13 protein-coding genes, 1 tRNA gene, 3 rRNA genes and 1 pseudogene are annotated in these 22830 nt (G+C 46.8%); 16 read left to right on the top strand and 2 right to left on the bottom strand.

Going from position 1 to position 22830, the window contains the following annotated elements; all coding sequences use genetic code 11:
• Positions 1-204: 204 nt before the first annotated feature.
• From IC803_RS10240 to IC803_RS18195, 4 genes and pseudogenes are all read left to right on the top strand, one after another.
• On the top strand, positions 205-2613 hold the full coding sequence (locus IC803_RS10240; RefSeq protein WP_081207015.1) for a UvrD-helicase domain-containing protein: 2409 nt from the start codon (positions 205-207) through the stop codon (positions 2611-2613).
• Complete coding sequence (locus IC803_RS10235) at positions 2606-5146, top strand: hypothetical protein (protein WP_223811959.1); 2541 nt, start codon at positions 2606-2608, stop codon at positions 5144-5146. Before IC803_RS10240 ends, IC803_RS10235 begins: the two co-directional genes overlap by 8 nt.
• On the top strand, positions 5112-6791 hold the full coding sequence (locus tag IC803_RS10230) for an ATP-dependent helicase (RefSeq protein ID WP_223811958.1): 1680 nt from the start codon (positions 5112-5114) through the stop codon (positions 6789-6791). The genes IC803_RS10235 and IC803_RS10230 overlap by 35 nt, the downstream gene beginning before the upstream one ends.
• Before the next feature lie 13 nt (positions 6792-6804).
• Positions 6805-7023, top strand: a pseudogene (locus tag IC803_RS18195) (YdbC family protein); the annotation flags it as partial.
• A gap of 704 nt (positions 7024-7727) precedes the next feature.
• On the opposite strand, the gene IC803_RS10220 reads toward IC803_RS18195, so the two are convergent.
• Positions 7728-8884, bottom strand: a protein-coding gene (locus IC803_RS10220; RefSeq protein WP_255508572.1) for an IS3 family transposase whose coding sequence is annotated in 2 segments (ribosomal slippage) — positions 7728-8629 and positions 8629-8884 — 1158 coding nt in all. Because the reading frame shifts where the segments join, the coding sequence is not laid out codon by codon here.
• Positions 8885-9449: 565 nt separating this feature from the next.
• Between IC803_RS10220 and IC803_RS10215 the strand changes: the two genes are divergently transcribed.
• The 4 genes from IC803_RS10215 (at position 9450) to IC803_RS10200 (ending at position 12747) form a co-directional block, all read left to right on the top strand.
• Positions 9450-9968, top strand: a complete 519-nt coding sequence (locus IC803_RS10215) for a hypothetical protein (protein ID WP_081211428.1) — start codon at positions 9450-9452, stop codon at positions 9966-9968.
• A gap of 179 nt (positions 9969-10147) precedes the next feature.
• Positions 10148-11131: a restriction endonuclease gene (locus tag IC803_RS10210; protein ID WP_081211426.1), complete on the top strand. Its 984-nt coding sequence runs from the start codon at positions 10148-10150 to the stop codon at positions 11129-11131.
• 165 nt (positions 11132-11296) lie between these two features.
• Complete coding sequence (gene tnpA / locus IC803_RS10205; protein WP_190304195.1) at positions 11297-11692, top strand: IS200/IS605 family transposase; 396 nt, start codon at positions 11297-11299, stop codon at positions 11690-11692.
• 5 nt (positions 11693-11697) lie between these two features.
• Positions 11698-12747, top strand: coding sequence for an RNA-guided endonuclease InsQ/TnpB family protein (locus tag IC803_RS10200; protein WP_190304194.1), 1050 nt, complete (start codon positions 11698-11700; stop codon positions 12745-12747).
• A 144-nt stretch (positions 12748-12891) separates the two neighbouring features.
• On the opposite strand, the gene IC803_RS10195 is transcribed toward IC803_RS10200, so the two are convergent.
• A complete protein-coding gene (locus tag IC803_RS10195; protein ID WP_081211404.1) occupies positions 12892-14196 on the bottom strand; it encodes an acetamidase/formamidase family protein in 1305 nt (434 codons plus the stop codon).
• A 218-nt stretch (positions 14197-14414) separates the two neighbouring features.
• Between IC803_RS10195 and IC803_RS10190 the strand changes: the two genes are divergently transcribed.
• From IC803_RS10190 to rrf, 8 genes are all read left to right on the top strand, one after another.
• A complete protein-coding gene (locus tag IC803_RS10190; protein WP_081211402.1) occupies positions 14415-14624 on the top strand; it encodes a hypothetical protein in 210 nt (69 codons plus the stop codon).
• On the top strand, positions 14590-16002 hold the full coding sequence (locus IC803_RS10185; protein ID WP_081211400.1) for an amidase: 1413 nt from the start codon (positions 14590-14592) through the stop codon (positions 16000-16002). Before IC803_RS10190 ends, IC803_RS10185 begins: the two co-directional genes overlap by 35 nt.
• 282 nt (positions 16003-16284) lie before the next feature.
• Positions 16285-16509: a hypothetical protein gene (locus IC803_RS10180; RefSeq protein WP_081211398.1), complete on the top strand. Its 225-nt coding sequence runs from the start codon at positions 16285-16287 to the stop codon at positions 16507-16509.
• A 300-nt stretch (positions 16510-16809) separates the two neighbouring features.
• Positions 16810-16885 (top strand) — tRNA-Arg (locus IC803_RS10175).
• Between the two features lie 455 nt (positions 16886-17340).
• Positions 17341-18898 (top strand): 16S ribosomal RNA (locus tag IC803_RS10170).
• Between the two features lie 92 nt (positions 18899-18990).
• Complete coding sequence (locus tag IC803_RS10165) at positions 18991-19155, top strand: hypothetical protein (protein ID WP_190304193.1); 165 nt, start codon at positions 18991-18993, stop codon at positions 19153-19155.
• Between the two features lie 145 nt (positions 19156-19300).
• Positions 19301-22228: ribosomal RNA gene (locus IC803_RS10160) — 23S ribosomal RNA — on the top strand.
• Positions 22229-22680: 452 nt separating this feature from the next.
• Positions 22681-22797 (top strand): 5S ribosomal RNA (rrf, locus tag IC803_RS10155).
• The 16S, 23S and 5S rRNA genes sit together here with 1 tRNA gene alongside, the layout of an rRNA operon.
• The last annotated feature ends 33 nt before the right edge of the window (positions 22798-22830 follow it).

The following is a 22830-nucleotide window of genomic DNA, read 5'->3' as shown; positions in this document are numbered from 1 at the left end:
AAACTAGTTCTTTTGGGGAAAAATTTTATTTGTTTTAGTCGCCTCTCGTTTCTTCATGTATCAGGGGGAACTGAGGGGCGATTGATTCGTCTATCTATTGTTAAGAACAGGTACACTATGCATATAAATTCTGTAACTAAACCGCTATTTTAGTATAAAATAGGGGTATGAGTTACTTTGTGCAAATATTAGGAGTGTATACCCATGAATGAGTCCAAATATTCCGTCCTGCTGTTTTCGTCTGATATTCAGCAAATACGAGCAAGTGAACTTCGGCAGTATATCCAAAGCGGCAGCAAAGTGTATTTGCTTACGTTTGATGATCCGCAAGAACTATTAGAAGATCCGATTTTGCATGAAGCACATAACAAAGAATTGCTCCAAGTTTCCGTTGTTCGCTATGCACCAGAATGGGAACAAGCATGGGCAGTGATTGAAGATGGCAAAGTCAATGACTCTCAATTATTGGATTATCTTAATCAAAACAGCACTTTTAATAAAGGGCAGTATGAACTCGAACATGCCCATGACCGCGGGCATTATATTGTGAAGGCTGGAGCAGGCACGGGAAAAACGACGACGATGATCAACCGGATCATGTTTCTCAAGCATATGCAAGGGGATCTCGATTTACGTTCGGTTGTCATGATCACGTTCACGAACGAAGCTGCTACCAATATGCGTTCGAAGTTGTTAGAAAAGCTAAAAAACTATTACGATGTAACGAAGGATAAAAAATATTTAGAGTGGATGGAAGAAGCAGGATGGATGTTTATCGGCACCATTCACTCGTTTGCTAGGGAGTTTCTCGTCACGGAAGGGCAAACGTTAGGGTTTTCGCGTTCGATGGAGGTAAGGAGTTACAAACATGATCGGAGACGACTGATCGAAAAGTATATTGACCAGTTCTCAGTTGAATACCCAGAGATATACGAACGTTTTCGACACATTCCTCACTATCAAATCATTCGTTCTTTTATCGCCATGATCGAGCATTTGCATAACAAATCGGTCTCTGTTGAAGCGATTGGGCAGCTCCATTTCGGGGCAGACAGCCATGGATTTCATGAGTTTGCCGATTATGTCATCAAACATGTTATTCGGGAGCTTGATGAACAGAAAAAGACGGAGGAAACGTTGGAAATTAGTGATTTAATCAGCCGTTTAGCATCACTCAAGAATCTTTCTTCCGATCAGCTCCGGCTGTCGATCCGTTATTTGTTTGTCGATGAATTCCAGGATACGGATGAATCACAGGCAGCATTCATCAGTTGGTTGGCAGAGAAGTATGGTTGTCAGTTGTTTGCGGTTGGAGATGTGAAGCAAAGCATTTATCGGTTCCGGGGCGCGGACTATACGGCATTTCTTCAATTGCGACAACAGCTGGAAACAGCGAATCAAGTGTACAAAGAGTATTCGTTGCAAAAAAATTACCGATCAGCACCGACATTATTAACACAATTGAACGTCTTATTTCAGAAATGGACAAAAATCGTTGAAAAATTTCCATTTGATGATACGGACAAGCTGATCCCTTCGCGAGAGGAAAGCTGCGAAGAAGGATTAGTTGCGTTAGACATGGATGATGCCACTCTAAAATATTTGCTTCGCCGTTTGTATCGCGAAGATGTTGCCGTCTTAGTCCGCTCAAACCGTGAAGTGATGGAAATGGTAGATAGAATTGAGAATATGGGGTTCTTTTGTGAAGCGGCTGTGTCAGGAACTTTTTACCGTTCATTACCAGTGAGGGAGTTTTATTTATTGATCCGGAGGTTTACCCACCCGTATGTTCCGAAGGATCGTTATCTCTTTCACCAAAGCTCCTATGGGGAGAATGAACTGACCATTGCCAAAGTGTTATCGGCTTATACGCCGGAAACGCCTTTTATTCTTGATCGATTGCAGACATTTGACAATATGGAACGATGGGAATGCCAATGGAATATGTCATCAGCCATCACCGTGTTGCAAAACATCATCGACGAAGTTCGGCCGTATGAAGTCTTCCGCCTTCGCTACTATAACCAGTTGAGATCCCGGTTTCCTGATGGAGATGTGGAGATGCAACGGAAGGAAGCCATTGCGAAAATGAAGGAATACAAAATGAACTTGGAACGCCTCATTTTTTTCATCACAAGGGAATTTGGCGATTTTCATGCTTCTTTCTATGATCTGGAGAAATTTTTATCAATAAAAATGGCAACAGACACCTCGGAGAATGAACGAAAAGTAACGAGCGATGTCAATCACCGGATCAAAGTGATGACCGTCCACAAGGCAAAGGGATTGGAGTTTGACTACGTACTCATGCCATTGACGCGCCATCCGTTTATGAAGCAAGGGAAAACGGATGTAATCTTAATTTCCGGCCAAGCGCAGTGGAAACTGGGGTACAGCATTGATTGGGGTGATATGGAATTTAAAAATAGTTATTACAATGAATATGCCGGTTTAGAAAAGAAAGAAATGATCGGTGAAGAAGTCCGATTGCTGTACGTAGCGTTGACGCGGGCGAGAAAGGCCGTTTATGTAAACAGCTCTTCTCAAATGAATCCATATCAACCCCAGTGTTGGAGCGACTTGTTAGAAAGCGGGGAGATGTTGGTTGTTTAGAGTCAAGTACTACCAGCACACAACACATTTTTACGAACAGTTCAGAATCTGCCAAGGTGAAATCCATCTTACGCAAAGTACTGCTTTGGCACATTATTTGAGAGGTGCCACTGGGGCACCGAAAAACCAAGTACTGGCATATCATTCGTTTGTAAGGAAACTGTTTCCTAATTGGAATCATCCCCATACTGAAATCTATTTGCGGTCGATGATACGCCAATATATTCATCAACATGCCTCGGAGGAATCGATAAACTATTTAGAGAAGAAGGTTCGCGATTTTTATTTATCTCTCCGTTTTTTAATCGAGATGGGGATGACGCGTTTGTTTGATTTTCCTAGCATGCAGCTGAAGGAAGAACAAAAATTTCTCATCGGCATGTTCGAGCAACTTGGAAATGACCCTATCGTCGTCAGCTATCGGCAAGAGCGAGCCCATCTGACCAAGAAAAAAATCGCGGAGAAATTGAATATCGATACTGACATTCATACTGTATGCATTCACCACTTCGATTACATTGATGCTGTGCGGATGATGATGTTTTATCAATTGCAACAAATAGGATTGCATGTCATATTTTATATTCCATTCAATTCCAATGCTCTAAATGTGTATCAAACATGGCGTGAAATTTATGAACGGGTGAGCGGGAGTGAGTATAGCAGTTGGGAATGCGTTGAGAGTTCCCAGCCGCGCCGAGGCGTCAAATTTGCCCGATATTTGGATGAGCGTTTTCCGGAGCAGGAAGATTCATTGCGTCACGTTCGTTTTTTCATCTTTGATCATCCAACGGACTTTAAAGAGTATTTGCAAAAACATCCGATTGTAAAAAACCATAATGAAGTAGTCGCTAAATATGAAAAAGATTTAAACATATACACAAATTGTACCAGAAACGATCATTTTTACGCCAGCCGCTATGGACAATTTTTCTTGTCTTTGCAAAACTGCCGAAAAACAAGCGAAGGGATTTTCTTAACTTATGACGATTACGTCAATATGATGACGTCAGGGTGGGTGCAGTCCGGCCATGTAAACGGTATGCAAGCATCGACATTGCTGATTGATTTACGCAGTTATATGGACGGCGTGAAAAGTTTTCAAGATATCATGGAACGCCTGCAAGCGCTTGTTGATCTCCAAGAAGTCAGCCGCGTATTTGATGAAACTGCGAAGGAGCAGGCGGGTCGTCATCGATTGAAGCGTTATTTAAGCAACCCGTTCCGCTGTTTTCCATACGTGCATCAGTCTCGATACGAAATCACTGTCAAGCAGTTAGCTGAATGCACGAAAGATTTAGCTCGAAAAGTGAACCGTCTGCTATTGGAGGAAAGGGAAAAGAGAAATGTCAGGGTGTATATTAAACAACTGAATGACATCTATGTGGCTGTAAGCAGCCAGTGGGAACCTAGTGCTAAACAAAAGATGGAAAAGTTATTTTCTGTTTCGGTTCCTGCTGACTGGGAGTTTACGATGGAAGAATTATACCAGTTTCTTGCATTGCACTTAGGTACAAAGGAAAATATGGAAGACGATGATCAAGACAGTCCACAAATTGTAAACATTGACCAGTTGGTTGGCAAAACGTTGATTGCACATAACATTCACGTAACAGGCTTATCATTGCAAACGTTTCCTTGGAAACAATCTGAAATGCCACACTTGTTGACGCATAGCTGGTTGAAGGAATGCATTCGCTGTTCATTTGTTGCTGCAAATCGAATCATGCGGATAAATGCACTTATAGTTGATTATTACTCACGAAATGTTACGAGAAATACTGCCCTATATTCCATTTATCATCTTCTGGCGTATAGCAAGGGACAAATTACTTTTAGCTATATTAAAGATTTGTACGATCATGATGGACCTAGCATTTATTTCACTATCTTACAGGAATTATATGGGCCAATGGAGGAGGTTGCAGAGGAGCAATCCGAGAAGTGGGAATGGGAAGAAGAGACCGTTGTCCAAGAGGAGATACCGAAAGAACCGTTACAGGCTATTCCCGATTTGCTATGGCTGGACAGCGATTTTTGTCAGCGAAAATTCTTTTTCAATGCGTTTGTTGAACATCATCCGATTTACGAAAACGATTTTCACCAGCAACAAGCTTTTGCGATCATCGGCAAACTTCTTGCTGAACAAGGGGATGGAGAGGCGTTGGTGCGGGAGACCATATTCCCTTTATTTCCGCAGTGGACAAACGCGCACAAGCAAAACTTGTTGGATACAACCTATCCCTCCAGCCTAAGAACGTATAAATCATATCAAAATATTTATTATCCAAAGGCAATGAAGCGGCTTCAACGTTTAGGAAGCAAATATATGGTCACAAAAAATTGGAAAGCGAAATATCAATATGACCATGACACCTTCCGAATTGACGAGCATATAAAGGAATTTCTTGCAAGTGTTCAAACCAAGGAAATCCAAGCAAGAAGCGGACAACATTGCCGCATGTGTCCATTTCTGCATGTTTGTAAGGACGGTGAGTATGTCATCGATGCAAACGACAGCTGGTCTCCATAAGAAACGTCTAGACTTTGCGAGACGATCAGCGCGAACTTGGCAAAATTACTTTGATGCCCACGGTCTGTTGCCTAATATTACGCTAAGCCCCGAACAAATTTCCGTTGTCCAGCAAGACGAAGACCAAATGTTGATCAACGGTTCGGCGGGCACTGGTAAAAGTCTGACATTAATTTATAAGTTACTAAAAGTCATGGAACAAGAAAATGAACCGAAGCGCATTTTATATTGTTCGTTTAATACGACGCTTGTTGAAGATGCCAGAAAACGAATTGAGCAGTCGGGCAAGTTTCATGAGATCAAAGACAAACATACCTTGCATATGGAAACTTTTCACTATATGGCGGCGAGGATTTTAAGGGAAATTGGTTTTCCCAATGCAGAGTTTTTGCGGATCAACCTTGAAAACTTGCGGCGCTATGAGGGCGCCATTACACGCCGTACGATAGCACTTGTAGATACTTTTATGGAAAGTGAAGAATACAAAAAGCTGCCAATGGAACAAAAACTTTACAAAACTCATGCGGGTACGTTTCTAATGGATGAAATTCTTTGGATGAAAGCGAACGGTTTTGTCACGGAGGAATTGTATTATCATTGTGAACGGGCAGGAAGGGGGAATATCCCGCGGTTGACCAAAGAGCAGCGCCGAACGATTTTCTATTTGTGTAAGGAATATGAGAAAATGTTACAAAAAAAGTTTCACGATCATTTAGATTTGGAAGATTATGCTTTGTTGCTACTGAAATATTTTGAGGATATTCCCGATTCATTGAAGTACGACTATATTTTTGTTGATGAAGTTCAGGATTTGCAGGCGATGCAATTAAAGGCCTTGGTCGGATTGGCTCAAAAATCAATTGTTGTCTCCGGCGATCCGAAGCAACGTATTTACAAGCGAAGCCCGTTCTCTTATCGGGATTTAGGATTGCATATTGAGGGGAGGAAAACGAGAAACTTGCGAACAAACTACCGATCAACAAAACAAATCATGAAACTGGCAAGTAGTTTGGAGTTCATTGATGCAGAAAATGACCGTTTGGATGACCAACGGTTTGTGAGAGAAGGAAAAAAACCATCGATCTACTTTTTCCCGAGCTCGAAAGAACTGGTTTGTCATCTAGTGAACCAAGTAAAAGCTATTCAGAAAAACGACCCGGATGCGACGATTGCCGTCATCCACCGCCATGATGCGGATGTATATGCCATCTATCGATGTCCAGTTCTTATGGAATTAAAGAAACACTTTGATGTCATCACCACATCCCAATATGGAAGAAAATTTGATTTGAACAAACAAAAAAAGCCGCTTTTTTTTACGGATGCATATGGTGTCAAAGGGCTTGAGTTTGATTATGTATTTTTGATTCATTTTGACCGTGATCATTATCCGAATAAAAAGAGGATTGAAGAGTTGGATAAACGAGCCGGTGACAATAAAAATAGTGACGCCTACAAGGCAGATTTTGAAGCTATACTCAATGATGAAAAGAAAGTTCTTTATGTCGCAATCACTCGTGCAAAACAAGAAGTGCAGTTGATGTATACTGGCCGCAACTTTAGAAGTATTTGTCCTTTTGTAAGAAATTTCCGCAAAGAAGATTACGATGCCTTTGGCTTTGATTCAAGTATATATTCTAAGTAGGGGAGAGGTTTTTTTGGCAACGATTCAGTTTGAAATCAAAAAACGAATTGCGACGTTGTCTAGTTCGCCCAAAGGATGGAATAAAGAGTTAAATCTTGTGAGTTGGAACGGATATCCCCCAAAGTATGATATTAGAGATTGGGATTCTTCATATACGAAAATGGGAAGGGGAGTCACCCTTTCGGAAGGAGAAGCGAGAAATTTATATTATGCGTTAAAACAGCTGTTTGAAGAAAATTCACCTAAAAACTCCAGCGTGCAAAATGGAGATTGGCGGAAACGAATTGATGAATGGACGGAGAACTCTCCGTTATTTATTCAACAAATCAAAAATGTACTAATGTTTATGAATGAAAAAGGGTACCTTGCTGAGAAGCAACGGCAATTACTAATGGGAATCCAATCAACACCCTCTGAAGAAGCGTTGCAATATGAAATCGAAAGTATTCGCAGCATCTATCCTTCATTCTATAGGGAGTTGGGCATCCTAATTCAAGAGTTAGGGGAAGAGGAGTTGGGACAACTATTTTTATATATTTGTGATCGCTAGGAGGCTGTAAAAAACACACTCTGAGGCAGGGGGAGAAGGCTCGTTTCGTTGGATGTACTGCAGACATGGGCAGCACTTAAGTGCAGTGAATGCTTCGGCCTACTATTTTCTAAATGAAATTGAGTACGCTAAACAGCGAGTTCCAGCCTTGGCGGTCAGACATTGTGAATGAGATGAAAAGGCATTTGCCCGCAAACACTTCCAAGCCATCGGAACGGATGTGGTATTATGTCAAGAAAACAGACACGTAAAATCGAGAAAAATTTTAAAACCCTACTACCGCACTTCGTTTGGTGGCCTCTTGAGAAGGAGAACGGTTTGGTAAACCCTTCCCCTTCTCAAGAGGAAAGATGCCCCTTATATCGTGACTTTGTGGAGAGAAGAGTTCACTGCTTTTTGCCTTGCTGATGCATCTTCTCATACGCCATCGGAGACACGTACTCATTAGCGGAATGAATTCGCTCGGCATTATAAAAACACTCAATGTATTCAAAAATCCGTTGTTTCGCTTCTTTCCTTGTCGTAAAGGTTTCGTGGAAAATGAGTTCCTTTTTCAGGATGCTGTGAAACGATTCCGCACATGCGTTGTCATAACAGTTTCCCTTTCGACTCATGCTCGTCTGGATTCCGTATTGCCTCAACATGGCTTGGTATTCATTCGATGCATACTGGCTCCCTTGATCCGAATGGTGAATCAGACCAGGTTGAGGATTTCGCCGATGGATGGCTCGTTGGAATGCTTTGATCACTAACTCCTTTGTCATACGCTCGGAAAGATGCCATCCTACAATTTTACGAGAAAACAAATCCATGATGGATGCGAAATACAGCCAGCCTTCTTTCGTCCAAATATACGTGATATCCGCCACCCATGCTTGATTCGGCTCATTCACTTCAAACTGCTGATTCAATAAGTTGGGGTACACAGGCCAATGATGCTTCGAGTTCGTGGTTGCCTTGTATTTTTTCTTTGTTTTTGAACGAATGTTCCCATCTTTCATGATTCTGGCGACCGTTTTTTGAGATACCTCGACTCCTTGTTTCTGAAGGATTTTTGTGATTTTTGGACTGCCATATGTTTCTCTTGAATTGATATGAATCTTTTTGATTTGCTTTTTCAACGCTTCCTGTCTTTTCTTTTGTTGGCTCTCCGGCCGTTTGATCCAAGCATAGTATCCACTTCTTGAAACGCCTAAGACTTCACACATCTTCGCCACGCGAAACTCCTTTCTATGCGTATGAATGAATGTATAAATTACTTCTGGTTTTTGGCGAAGATGCTCATGGCCTTTTTTAAAATAGCGTTTTCCTCCTCAAGGTCACGGATGCGTTTTTGGAGTTCGCGCTTTTCTTGATCTTCTGGTTTGAGGTTTCCACTTCCTACAAAACTATGTTCGGCATCTTTTTTATAATCTGCGACCCATTTATGAAGAGTTTTTGGCGAAATATCGAGTTGTCTTGCGGTTTGAGAGACCACTTTTCCTTCCTCGACCACTAATTTTACTGCATGTATTTTGAATTCTTTATCAAAACGTCTTGTCATTATAGACACTCCTTATGATTGATAGATTTACTATACATTTCTCTATTCGTTGTGTCTATAATCTAGACTAACATCAATGTGGATTTCATCGGACCGGAGAATGATGTCGAGCGGTTTATGTTACGGGCCTTAAGCCGTTGAAGGTGGGGACAAAACAGAAGCCGAGCAGGCTTCTGTTTTGTCTTAGCAGCCCGATTGAATGCAAAATCTTTGAGACATCCAAGAGCACATTCCCAAGCAGCAACAGGGCGCCAATGTATGGCACACTTAGAGAAAGGGAAAGCTAGGGAAAGATACAAAATGGACGGGAAATGTTGTACAGCTCTTGCAATCTAGGAAAGCGCGTAGAGTTTCTTTGCCCCCGTTTACTGATCAGGAAGGCTAACCAAAAACGAAATGAATTGGAAAGCCAGCGAGACTGACATCATTTTAAGAAAGAGAGCGGCACGCACCGCTCTTTTTGTATTTTTGATCGGTCGACAAAGTTCGACGGAAATGTTTTGCAAAAATTGATACAATCAAATGGAAGAAGTCTTTTTATCTATGACAAAGGGAGGGGAAACGGGTGGCAACGATTCGCAAAGCAGACTACTATTATGGAGCGCTTCTTTCTGCGTTGGTCAACGGCGGGCTGGCGCCGGCGCTGTTTGAAAAGGAAAATGACAACCGTCAAATTTATGAAGTCACAACGAATAAAGCGAGCTACATCATTTATACGAAATACAGCACGACTCCATCCGGCTCCAAAGATTTCACTTGGTCGTTTGTATTCAGCGACAGTGAGATTGCCGAAATTAGCAAGATTTATCTGGAAAACAGCAAGGAAAGAGAAATCATTTTTGCGTTTGTCTGTGCACAGAAACTGCCGAGTGACTCCAATCAAGTGATTGCCATTGTCTGTTGGAATGAGTTTCTTGAGTGCGTGGACCTTCAAAGACAGCAAGTTCGGGGAATTCCGCGGCTCTCCATAAAAGCGGTGAAAGGCTCTCCCAAGCTTCGCCTCTACGGAAGCAAACGTGCAGATGTATTGGATGGGAAGGATCATACGATCAAAATTGAACGAAATCGATTAAGCAGTTTGTAATAGACCGAGGACACCGATGAAGGGGGGGATTCTAGGCGGTTTTTTCGTTTTTTTTTGTTTATCTGAAACGTATTGGCATATAGCGGGGGGCTATCTGCTCGTCTTTTGAGCTCTCGTTTTTAGAAAAATGGTTGTTTTACAGGCGGAGCGATTTCTTTTTGCAAAAAGGAGGAACCCGAATGTCAAAATGGTGGATGATCCGCGCCGGCGATCGCAATGAACTGATCCCACTTTGGCTGGAAAAGGGAATCGCATCGATCGGTTGGGCGAGATTGGGCAATCCGAAGAACTTTCGGTCGAAAGAACGGCTGCAGCGAAAGGCGGATGAAGTGTTTGCCGAGGCGAAACCAAAATCGAGAACCAGTTGGGTGAACCAAGTATGGCGTTTTGCCCATGAAATCAAAAAAGGTGATCGTGTGATTACATATTCGAAGGAGAAAAGGGAGTACATTGTTGGAACCGTGACAGAAGAGCATCGCTATGATCCCGACATCGGGTATTCCTATTATCCGAACATCATCCGTGTAAAATGGGAAAATGCCACAGTTCCAAGGGACTCGTTGTCAGACGGAGCGAAGAACAGTTTAGGTTCGACGCTAACGGTTTTTCGAGTTGACGAATGGGGCGATGAAATCGAGCAGCGTTTAATCAGTCAATCATTCCCAAAATCTCAACCTGAAGAGGGGGAAACGGGAGAAATCGTCGAAGACCTTGTTGGAAAAGCGTTGATGATGATCCAAGACAAAGTTGACAAGCTTGATCCGTGGCAAATGCAAGATTTAGTGGCAGGCTTGCTTCAAGCGATGGGGTACAACGTGCAAGTCAGCCCGAAAGGCCCCGATGGCGGTGTGGATGTGTTGGCCTATAAGGACGCATTTGGCTTTGAAAAACCAATGATTAAGGTGCAAGTGAAGCATCGCAAAAGTGCCGCCTCGGCTCCGGAAATCCAGCAGCTTCTTGGGGCCAACCCGATTGATGCCAATTGCCTGTTCGTTTCAACAGGCGGTTTTACTTCCCAAGCAGAGGCAGTCGCCAAACATAATTCCGTTAAACTGATTGATTTAGAAGAATTGGTCAACTTGATTGTCCATTGGTACGAGAACATGCCAAATGAGGCGAGAGCGTTGCTGCCGCTGCAGAAAATGTATGTGCCCGAATCTTGACAAACATACGGCTTCATCCCCACCTGGCAAGCGCGAGAGGATGAAGCCTTCGGTGATGATCGCTATGTTTTTACAAAAAAATAGACGTGAAAGCCCACTTCTTTAGAGGTGGGATGAAACGTCTATTTTGTTGCAGTTTAATAATCAAACTGATACAATTGAAGTATGGAACAGTACAGATGCACCAAAACGATCGTTTCTCTCATCAATTATCATTTTGTTTTTTGTCCGCGTTATCGAAGAAAAGTGCTGGTTGGTGAAGTTGAAATTCGATTCAAGCAGCTTGTTCAACAAATTTGTAAAGAAAATGATTGGCGTATCCTTGCAATGGAAGTAATGCCGGATCATTGTCATTTGTTTCTCAACTGTCTTCCAACGGATTCTCCTTCAGCAATTATGGCGAAAGTGAAAGGAGTGACCTCTCGAATCTTAAGGCAAGAGTTTAAGCATCTTGCTCACTTGCCAAGTTTATGGACACGCTCATTTTTTGTGAGTACAGCAGGAAATGTATCAAGCGAAACCATTAAGCGATATGTTGAAGCGCAGAAAAAAAGGGGGTGATTCAGTTGCCAACCATCACCTTGAATATTCGTTTTTTTCCTCACCATCCTCAACTGCTTCGTCAGTTGGGAGAAGAGTATATTCGAGTGGTGAATGAATTGACTGAACAAATGGAACACCAAAAATCCTTTCCTAAACTCACAACGAAGCATGTCAATGCCAATCTCCCTTCCGCTGTGTTAAATCAAGCGATTCGAGATGCAAGAAGTGTATTTAAAAAGATGAAAAAAACAGGGAAACGTCCAATTCTCAAAAAGCGGGTTTATTTTGTCAATAATCAAAACTATTCCATTGGCAAAGATATCATCGCTTTCCCTATTATGCAAAATGGGGCAGTGAAAAAGACGAAATTCCGTGCCATGATCACCGAACGTGATCAAAAGTTTCTTGCGAATGCGAAACTTGGACTCATGCGAATCGTTGAGAAGTCAGGGAAATGGTATGCTCAAGTGTCGATCGACGTCCCTGTAAGTGAAAAGGACAATGAAAAAGTCATGGGTGTCGATCTTGGATTGAAAGTTCCGGCGGTGGCAGTCACTTCCACAGGAAAGACTCGATTTTTTGGCAATGGCCGCATGAACAAATATATACGCCGCAACTATCAAGAACAGAGAAAGAAGTTAGGAAAACTCAAGAAGTTGTCTGCCATTCGCAAATTGAACAATAAAGAACATCGTGTAATGACGGATATCAATCATAAAATCAGCCGCCAGATCGTCAATCTGGCCATTCAAGAAGAGGTATCTGTTATCAAATTAGAGAGGCTGACGAACATTCGTCAGACGGCAAGAACAAGCCGTAAAAACGAAAAACACTTGCATACATGGAGCTTTTATCAACTTTCCAAGTTTATCGAATACAAGGCGAAATTAGCTGGAATCTCGGTTGTGTATGTGAACCCGAAATACACATCGCAACTCTGCCCGCAATGCGGAGCAAAGAACAAAGCGAAAGACCGTCAATACCGTTGTCAAGACTGTGGGTACACGACCCATCGAGATCGCGTGGGTGCATTAACTATTATGAGTGTACCTGTGATGGATGGAGTAGCGTAAGCGAAAGTCCATCAGCCTACGGAGCTATACGCTCTGCCGTAGGACGGGCTGATGACACAGCCCCGAACTTGGGCGTTGTCCGAACCAGAAATGGAGGAGGGCGTTAACGACCCAAGAATCCCACGGTTTTAGCCGTGTGGAGTGTCAATCCAAAACGCTGCGATATTGATCGTACACTAGCGAGGTCAAACTAATCTTGTCTAAATAACGAATGGGGCACAAGAAGGTCACGGTGATGACCCCAGGATGTCGGCCAATTTCGATGGCGCCGGTAATCGTGGCACGGTTCATCACCTCAGGGACAGAGATGCCTAACGTTTTCGCTGCCCGTTGCAACCCGTTTTCTGTTGCCTCATTTAGGTTGGCACCTGTCCCGACAAAGGAAATCGGCAACGATTCTTCCAATTTGTTTACTCCCCATGATTGTGCCAAATCGAGGGCGATTTCTTTTTCTTTTTTTGTCAATGGCTTTGCTAAGTAGGGGAGGTCTTCAGCAACAGGAAGAAGAATCGGTCCGTCAATGGTCAACCCTTTGATCACTTTCACTTGAAGGGTGACGATGCCAGATACGTCGGTCGTATGCCCAGCAATTTCTCCGTCGCCCTGCATGGCATGCATATCACCGAGATAAACGCCTCCGCCTCGCACTTTCACAGGGCAGATCAACACGGCGCCTTCGCGTACACGGTTAATGTCCATATGTCCGTCCGTGCGATCTCCCAGCTGTTCTTTCGTAATCCCGTATTCATGTGGGGCGTTGATCAGAAATTGGCCAAAGTCGCCGGCGTTATGTGAATCCGGTAGCGGACGCGCCGGGGTGGTGCCGAGCTGTCCGAGGAACGGGCGGAGTCTGGCCACCGTTCCGACTAAGTCATGGGGCGCAAACGTGACGATCGGGTTTTGGACGGAGTTGTCGGGTGTCGCCATGTAGTACCGTCCTTGTCGAGCGATGTGTTCTGCCGCTTCTTTATGCACGGTCACGCCGATCTGTCGGTTTGGATCAAACGTCATCGTATAGCCGTTCGTAAATACAAATGGAGTCACGTCCGCGCCGCAATTCGCGCACCGAATGGCTTCCGGGCCGATCCCCTCGATTTTCGTTTCCGGGTACATCGTTCCGCACTGTGGGCATTTGACAGCAATGAACGGATCGCCGACAAACCGACCTTCCATTGGCTTATCATTTCCTGAGGATGTGGCGATAGAGGTGACGCGAATCCATTTGATCTTAATCGCAATGGCGTCTCCTACTTCCGCGCCTTCGACAAAAACGGGCTTTGTCACTTCATGGCCACCGCGGATGCAAGGAGTGATCATCGGTCCCCAGCAGCCAGGAGTAGTATTGGCGACAATGTATCCCCCATCCTGCACGGGGCCAAGCATGTTTCCATGAGGGTCTAAGATGCCGTTAGTGAACTCATTGACAAACACGGTTTGTTTCGCTTCCATGGCGTTCCCCTCTTTACTTTTAGATTTTACGATTGGTTACATAGGAACCTTGGATCGCTGACAACGAACCTTCGACAGGTGATGTCTAACTACATTTTAGGAAATTCAGTAGAGTATTGTCAAAATAATAGTGTGAATATTTATAATATTTTTTAAGTAAAAATATTTTGTAAATTAATTCTTGTAATGTATAATAATTTTGGAAGGGAGGCAACGAAATGAGCAGTAGCATAGAAAAGAAATTAGGAGAAAAAGGGATTAAGTGTTCGGAACAGGAATTGATGATGCTTGAGCATCAGTGGAAAGCCATTCAGCAACTAAAACAGGGAGTCGAAAAACTCGGTTTGAATGAGGCAGATATTGGAGTCGTCCACCAACCGGGAGGTGTATATCGTGGAAAAACGGCTAAATACGAAAACAATCTCTGAACTTTCCCCTCTTCTAAAAAACAAAGAAGTTTCACCTGTTGAACTCGTTGACGATGTACTCGAACAAATTGAAACATTAAACGATCAGCTGAATGCCTATATAGAGGTGACAGCAGAGAAAGCACGCAAGCAAGCTGAGTTGGCGGAATCGGAAATCCGATCTGGAAATTACCGCGGCCCGCTACATGGCATCCCTATAGCAATCAAAGATATTCTTTACGTAGCTAATGAAACAACAACGATGGGGTCAAAAATTCACCGAAACTTCCGGCCAACTTACAGTGCGACAGTAATCGAGAAGTTGACGGAAGCGGGAGCAGTGTTTCCTGGAAAAACAAACTTGCATGAGTATGCTTGGGGAGCAACGAACAATAATCCTCATTTCGGACCTGCCCGAAATCCTTGGGATCCTGAACGCATTCCCGGAGGCTCAAGCGGAGGATCGGGGGTCGCAACGGCGGCGCATATGACGATTGCTTCCCTAGGAACAGATACCGGTGGTTCGATTCGAATTCCTTCTTCGTTTTGCGGCATTGTCGGTTTAAAGCCCACCTATGGACTAGTAAGCAAATATGGTTGCTTCCCGCTTGCATGGTCGTTGGACCATATCGGTCCGATGGCGAAAACGGCGAGGGACGCTGCCTATATTTTAGAAGCCATGGCAGGATACGACCCAAAAGATCCTACTTCCACCAATGCCCCTGCAACGAGTTATTCCACACAATTTACGGAGTCTGTTAAAGGTGTAAAAATTGGCATAGAACCGTACTTCTTTGATCATGTGGATGAAGGAGTCGAACGAGCAGTTAAACAAGCAATTGCCTCTTTGGAACGCGAAGGCGCTGTTGTAGAAACTGTGCGAATTCCAACATTGCAATATGCGCAGTATGCGGAAATGGTCACGATTCTTTCAGAAGCTAGCGCTATTCATCACAATCATGTAGTAGAAAGGGAAGAAGAGTTTGGCGATGATGTCCGTTTCCTTTTAAAGCTTGGAGAACTCCCTTCCGCTGTAGACTACTTGGAAGCGCAACAAATTCGTTTGAAATTGGATCACGAGTTCATGGAAATATTCAATAAGGTAGATGTTTTGATCACCCCAACCATTCCGTTTCTCCCTCCAAAAATTGGGCAGGATACGGTATGGATCAATGGAGAGGAAGTAAACTTTCTTGACCATATCATCCGTTTTACAGGACCGTTTAACTTGACGGGTTTGCCTGCTGTAACGGTGCCATGTGGTTTTGTTCAAGGACTTCCTGTAGGGATGCAAATCATCGGCCCAGCCTTTGGGGATGGAACGATATTAAATGTTGCTGATGTGTTTGAAACGTTGCATCCTGAGCTGAAATACCCGCCGGCCGTTCTAAGAAAGTAAAAGCAAACGCTGGTCGTGGCGATGTACTTACTGAAGGGCGGTCTCAAAAGGTGATGATGACATAACTTTTTGAAGCAGCCTTTTTCAACTGAGTGTTTTTCACTCGCGTTCGCTGCCGTTTGCATGACGGGGGCAAGCATAAAACGGAGGGGCCTTTCGGGGCTCTTCATTTTTTCTCCCATGGCAGGATTTTCGCTTCATGCTCCTACATTGTTGCGATTGCCGTCTTCAAGAGTGATGCACACCGTGAGGAACAGTCCATGTGTTCAATGGAGTTTCACGATGAGAACGATTCCACGACGGATGTTTATCATGACAAACGGCCAACCGTTCGTCGTGCAGGCGTCGCGCTTTGAGGATGACGATGAAGTGGTCGTGTTTGTAAAAACGGTGACGGCGGAAGCACCTGCTTGCTTATGTCAGAAGCGGAAACAACGGTTAACGGCCGCAGCGAACCTTCGCGCTGCCATGCAGATGGGGGCGCTTTTGAATAGTGAGGACAAATAGATGATAATGCAGCGAGGATGCATACGATCCTCAATCAAGAGGAATATGGCCCGTTCGTGTAAAACGAACGATCCTCGTTGGCTTCAGCATCGGGCAAAGTTGATTGCTGGAATAAGCGGGCGATTCGAACGTTTTGTGAGAAATGGTGGGGAGATCGGAACTTGACGGCTTCAAGCTTGTCGGGGACGAAGAACGGACTTTGGAAAGATCATGTTTGGAGTCCGTTTTCTATTATTTTGTTTTTTCCCGGCTATTGAATTTTTATGTGCAGATGGATAGAATGAAAAAGGAGAGCAATAAGGCCCCGTAGCTCAGTGGATAGAGCGTCGGTTTCCTAAACCGTGCGTCGGAGGTTCGAATCCTCTCGGGGCCGCCACTTATATACGATTCATTTGGATTAACATTCTCAAGATCCTTGATACGACCGCACTTGCGGTCGTTTTTACAGTTAATATGAATTGGTGTTTTGGATAAAATTGGATTTGCTATAAATGTTGACTTAAATTCGATGAAGTAGTATTATATAAAGCGTCGCTTCGATGAACGAATACGAAGCAAGATAAAAACGAACAAATGCTTTCAGCAAAGAAAGCTGCAGTAAAAAATTTGTTCTTGACAGAGCAAAAACTTTTTTGGTATAGTTAAATTTGCTTGGTTGTTCAATGTGATTTTTTTGTAATGATTAATCCATGATTAAAAAACCTTGACATCTACCAAGCAAGATAGTATATTAAAAAAGTAATTGTTAGTCTTTGAGGAAGTTGAATTCCTCTAGGAAGCTGATTCGTTCCTTGAAAACTGAACGAAACGAAGCGCAAGCCAATCAACTTTCTATTGGAGAGTTTGATCCTGGCTCAGGACGAACGCTGGCGGCGTGCCTAATACATGCAAGTCGAGCGGACCGAATGAGAGCTTGCTCTTGTTTGGTTAGCGGCGGACGGGTGAGTAACACGTGGGCAACCTGCCCGCAAGACCGGGATAACTCCGGGAAACCGGAGCTAATACCGGATAACACCGAAGACCGCATGGTCTTTGGTTGAAAGGCGGCCTTTGGCTGTCACTTGCGGATGGGCCCGCGGCGCATTAGCTAGTTGGTGAGGTAACGGCTCACCAAGGCGACGATGCGTAGCCGGCCTGAGAGGGTGACCGGCCACACTGGGACTGAGACACGGCCCAGACTCCTACGGGAGGCAGCAGTAGGGAATCTTCCGCAATGGACGAAAGTCTGACGGAGCGACGCCGCGTGAGCGAAGAAGGCCTTCGGGTCGTAAAGCTCTGTTGTGAGGGACGAAGGAGCGCCGTTTGAACAAGGCGGCGCGGTGACGGTACCTCACGAGAAAGCCCCGGCTAACTACGTGCCAGCAGCCGCGGTAATACGTAGGGGGCGAGCGTTGTCCGGAATTATTGGGCGTAAAGCGCGCGCAGGCGGTTCCTTAAGTCTGATGTGAAAGCCCACGGCTCAACCGTGGAGGGTCATTGGAAACTGGGGGACTTGAGTGCAGGAGAGGAGAGCGGAATTCCACGTGTAGCGGTGAAATGCGTAGAGATGTGGAGGAACACCAGTGGCGAAGGCGGCTCTCTGGCCTGCAACTGACGCTGAGGCGCGAAAGCGTGGGGAGCAAACAGGATTAGATACCCTGGTAGTCCACGCCGTAAACGATGAGTGCTAAGTGTTAGAGGGGTCACACCCTTTAGTGCTGCAGCTAACGCGATAAGCACTCCGCCTGGGGAGTACGGCCGCAAGGCTGAAACTCAAAGGAATTGACGGGGGCCCGCACAAGCGGTGGAGCATGTGGTTTAATTCGAAGCAACGCGAAGAACCTTACCAGGTCTTGACATCCCCTGACAACCCAAGAGATTGGGCGTTCCCCCTTCGGGGGGACAGGGTGACAGGTGGTGCATGGTTGTCGTCAGCTCGTGTCGTGAGATGTTGGGTTAAGTCCCGCAACGAGCGCAACCCTTGCCTCTCGTTGCCAGCATTCAGTTGGGCACTCTAGAGGGACTGCCGGCTAAAAGTCGGAGGAAGGTGGGGATGACGTCAAATCATCATGCCCCTTATGACCTGGGCTACACACGTGCTACAATGGGCGGTACAAAGGGCTGCGAACCCGCGAGGGGGAGCGAATCCCAAAAAGCCGCTCTCAGTTCGGATTGCAGGCTGCAACTCGCCTGCATGAAGCCGGAATCGCTAGTAATCGCGGATCAGCATGCCGCGGTGAATACGTTCCCGGGCCTTGTACACACCGCCCGTCACACCACGAGAGCTTGCAACACCCGAAGTCGGTGAGGTAACCCTGACGGGAGCCAGCCGCCGAAGGTGGGGCAAGTGATTGGGGTGAAGTCGTAACAAGGTAGCCGTACCGGAAGGTGCGGCTGGATCACCTCCTTTCTAAGGACGAAAAGCGGAAGCGCCGCGATCGGCTCTCGAAGCCAAATGTTCTTCACCCGCAGGGGTGCTTGCACCCCGAGGGGGAAGGTGATTTGGCAGAAGAGAGCCAGGCGCTGGAGCTAGACAGTACGAAAAGCGAAGGCCGCCCGCCTATCGGCGAAACGCGCTGGAGGGCCTGCGAGGAGGCTGTCGCCGCCGCAGCAGGACCGAAGCGTCGCGAGCCGATGGCGGCCGGAGCTAGACAGTACGAAAAGTGAAGGCCGCTAACGGCCAACCATGAACAAATCGCGCTTTCGTTTCGATCAGTTTTGAGGGAACGAGCACTGTTCTCTCAACGACAAAGATCGTTCCTTGAAAACTAGATAACCGATACACAAAAGGAAGAAGCCGAGAAGCGCTGTAGGTTAAGCTAGAAAGGGCGCACGGTGGATGCCTTGGCACTAGGAGCCGATGAAGGACGGGGCAAACGCCGAAACGCTCCGGGGAGCTGTAAGCAAGCGTTGATCCGGAGATGTCCGAATGGGGGAACCCCCTGTCCGTAATGGGACAGGATCCATGCCTGAATCCATAGGGCATGGAGGGCACACCCGGGGAACTGAAACATCTTAGTACCCGGAGGAGAAGAAAGCAAACGCGATTCCCTGAGTAGCGGCGAGCGAAACGGGAACAGCCCAAACCAAGAGGCGTGCCTCTTGGGGTTGTAGGACCGCTCATGTGGGAGTGAGAAAGGAACGGGGTAGACGAACCGGTCTGGAACGGCCGGCCAGAGAAGGTGAGAGCCCTGTAGTCGAAACTTCGTTCCCTCCCGAGCGGCTCCTGAGTACGGCGGGACACGGGAAATCCCGTCGGAAGCAGGGAGGACCATCTCCCAAGGCTAAATACTCCCTAGTGACCGATAGTGAACCAGTACCGTGAGGGAAAGGTGAAAAGCACCCCGGAAGGGGAGTGAAAGAGAACCTGAAACCGTGTGCCTACAAGTAGTCAGAGCCCGTTTATGGGTGATGGCGTGCCTTTTGTAGAATGAACCGGCGAGTGACGATGGCGTGCGAGGTTAAGCCAAGAAGGTGGAGCCGCAGCGAAAGCGAGTCTGAACAGGGCGCATGAGTACGTCGTCGTCGACCCGAAACCAGGTGATCTACCCATGTCCAGGGTGAAGGCCGGGTAACACCGGCTGGAGGCTCGAACCCACGCACGTTGAAAAGTGCGGGGATGAGGTGTGGGTAGGGGTGAAATGCCAATCGAACTTGGAGATAGCTGGTTCTCCCCGAAATAGCTTTAGGGCTAGCCTCAAGGTAAGAGTGTTGGAGGTAGAGCACTGATTGGGCTAGGGGCCCTCATCGGGTTACCGAACCCAGTCAAACTCCGAATGCCAATGACTTATCCTTGGGAGTCAGACTGCGAGTGATAAGATCCGTGGTCAAGAGGGAAACAGCCCAGATCGCCAGCTAAGGCCCCTAAGTGCACGTTCAGTGGAAAAGGATGTGGAGTTGCGAAGACAACCAGGATGTTGGCTTAGAAGCAGCCACCATTTAAAGAGTGCGTAATAGCTCACTGGTCGAGTGACTCTGCGCCGAAAATGTACCGGGGCTAAACGTGCCGCCGAAGCTGCGGGATGACCGTTGGTCATCGGTAGGGGAGCGTTCTAAGGGCAGAGAAGCCAGACCGGAAGGACTGGTGGAGCGCTTAGAAGTGAGAATGCCGGTATGAGTAGCGAAAACAGAGGTGAGAATCCTCTGCGCCGAAAGCCTAAGGGTTCCTGAGGAAGGTTCGTCCGCTCAGGGTTAGTCGGGACCTAAGCCGAGGCCGAAAGGCGTAGGTGATGGACAACAGGTGGAGATTCCTGTACCACCTCCTTCCCGTTTGAGCGATGGGGGGACGCAGGAGGATAGGGTGAGCAGGCGGCTGGAAGAGCCTGTCCAAGCAGTGAGGCTGGCCAGCAGGCAAATCCGCTGGCTAAAAGGCTGAGCTGTGATGGCGACGGATTCAATCCGGAAGTCCCTGATTCCACACTGCCAAGAAAAGCCTCTAGCGAGGGAAGAGGTGCCCGTACCGCAAACCGACACAGGTAGGCGAGGAGAGAATCCTAAGGCGCGCGGGAGAACTCTCGTTAAGGAACTCGGCAAAATGACCCCGTAACTTCGGGAGAAGGGGTGCTCTTTCGGGTGATGAGCCTGGAAGAGCCGCAGTGAAAAGGCCCAAGCGACTGTTTATCAAAAACACAGGTCTCTGCGAAGCCGAAAGGCGAAGTATAGGGGCTGACACCTGCCCGGTGCTGGAAGGTTAAGGGGAGCGCTTAGCGCAAGCGAAGGTGCGAACCGAAGCCCCAGTAAACGGCGGCCGTAACTATAACGGTCCTAAGGTAGCGAAATTCCTTGTCGGGTAAGTTCCGACCCGCACGAAAGGTGTAACGACTTGGGCACTGTCTCAACGAGAGACCCGGTGAAATTATACTACCTGTGAAGATGCAGGTTACCCGCGACAGGACGGAAAGACCCCGTGGAGCTTTACTGCAGCCTGATATGGAATTTTGGTATCGCTTGTACAGGATAGGTGGGAGCCTGAGAAGCCGGAGCGCCAGCTTCGGTGGAGGCGGCGGTGGGATACCACCCTGGCGGTATTGAAATTCTAACCCGCACCCCTTAGCGGGGTGGGAGACAGTGTCAGGTGGGCAGTTTGACTGGGGCGGTCGCCTCCCAAAAGGTAACGGAGGCGCCCAAAGGTTCCCTCAGAATGGTTGGAAATCATTCGGAGAGTGCAAAGGCACAAGGGAGCTTGACTGCGAGACGGACAGGTCGAGCAGGGACGAAAGTCGGGCTTAGTGATCCGGTGGTTCCGCATGGAAGGGCCATCGCTCAACGGATAAAAGCTACCCCGGGGATAACAGGCTGATCTCCCCCAAGAGTCCACATCGACGGGGAGGTTTGGCACCTCGATGTCGGCTCATCGCATCCTGGGGCTGTAGTCGGTCCCAAGGGTTGGGCTGTTCGCCCATTAAAGCGGTACGCGAGCTGGGTTCAGAACGTCGTGAGACAGTTCGGTCCCTATCCGTCGCGGGCGCAGGAAATTTGAGAGGAGCTGTCCTTAGTACGAGAGGACCGGGATGGACGCACCGCTGGTGTACCAGTTGTCCCGCCAGGGGCACCGCTGGGTAGCTATGTGCGGACGGGATAAGCGCTGAAAGCATCTAAGCGTGAAGCCCCCCTCAAGATGAGATTTCCCATCGCCAAAAGCGAGTAAGATCCCTCGAAGATGACGAGGTCGATAGGTCCGAGGTGGAAGCGTGGCGACACGTGGAGCTGACGGATACTAATCGATCGAGGGCTTAACCTAGAAAGGAAAAGCGGAGGCCGCCCGCCTATCGGCGAAACGCGCTGGAGGGCCTGCGAGGAGGCTCGAACCAAGCAAAGCTTGGTTCTGCGTGGGTGGTGCCATAGGAGCGTATGCAATGTGTCGCCGCCGCAGCAGGACCGAAGCGTCGCGAGCCGATGGCGGCCGGAGCTAGACAGAAAGTGGAAGCGCCGCGTTTAGCTCTCGAAGCCAAATGTTCTTCACCCGCAGGGGCGCTTGCGCCCCGAGGGGGAAGGTTATTTGGCAGAAGAGAGCTAGGCGCTGGAACTGGACAATAGAAAAGCGCAGGCGAGCGGCGGCGAGCCAGAGCTAGACAGTACGAAAGCGGAGGCTTCTTCCCAAAAACGGTTATCTAGTTTTGAAGGAATGAACTTCCTGTTGACAAAAACAACGACATGAATATAATAATTAACGTCTAAACCAATAAATCATTGCCTAGTGGTGATAGCGGAGAGGAAACACCCGTTCCCATCCCGAACACGGAAGTTAAGCTCTCCAGCGCCGATGGTAGTTGGGGCCAGCGCCCCTGCAAGAGTAGGTCGCTGCTAGGCAATCAATAGGCAGCCAATCGTGTGTGGTGCACG

Origin of the sequence: Geobacillus sp. 46C-IIa (genome assembly GCF_014679505.1) — a bacterium.
In the GTDB taxonomy this organism is placed as follows: domain Bacteria; phylum Bacillota; class Bacilli; order Bacillales; family Anoxybacillaceae; genus Geobacillus.
The sequence above is the reverse complement of the archived record's forward strand: the minus strand, read 5'-3'. Positions and strand labels throughout refer to the sequence as shown.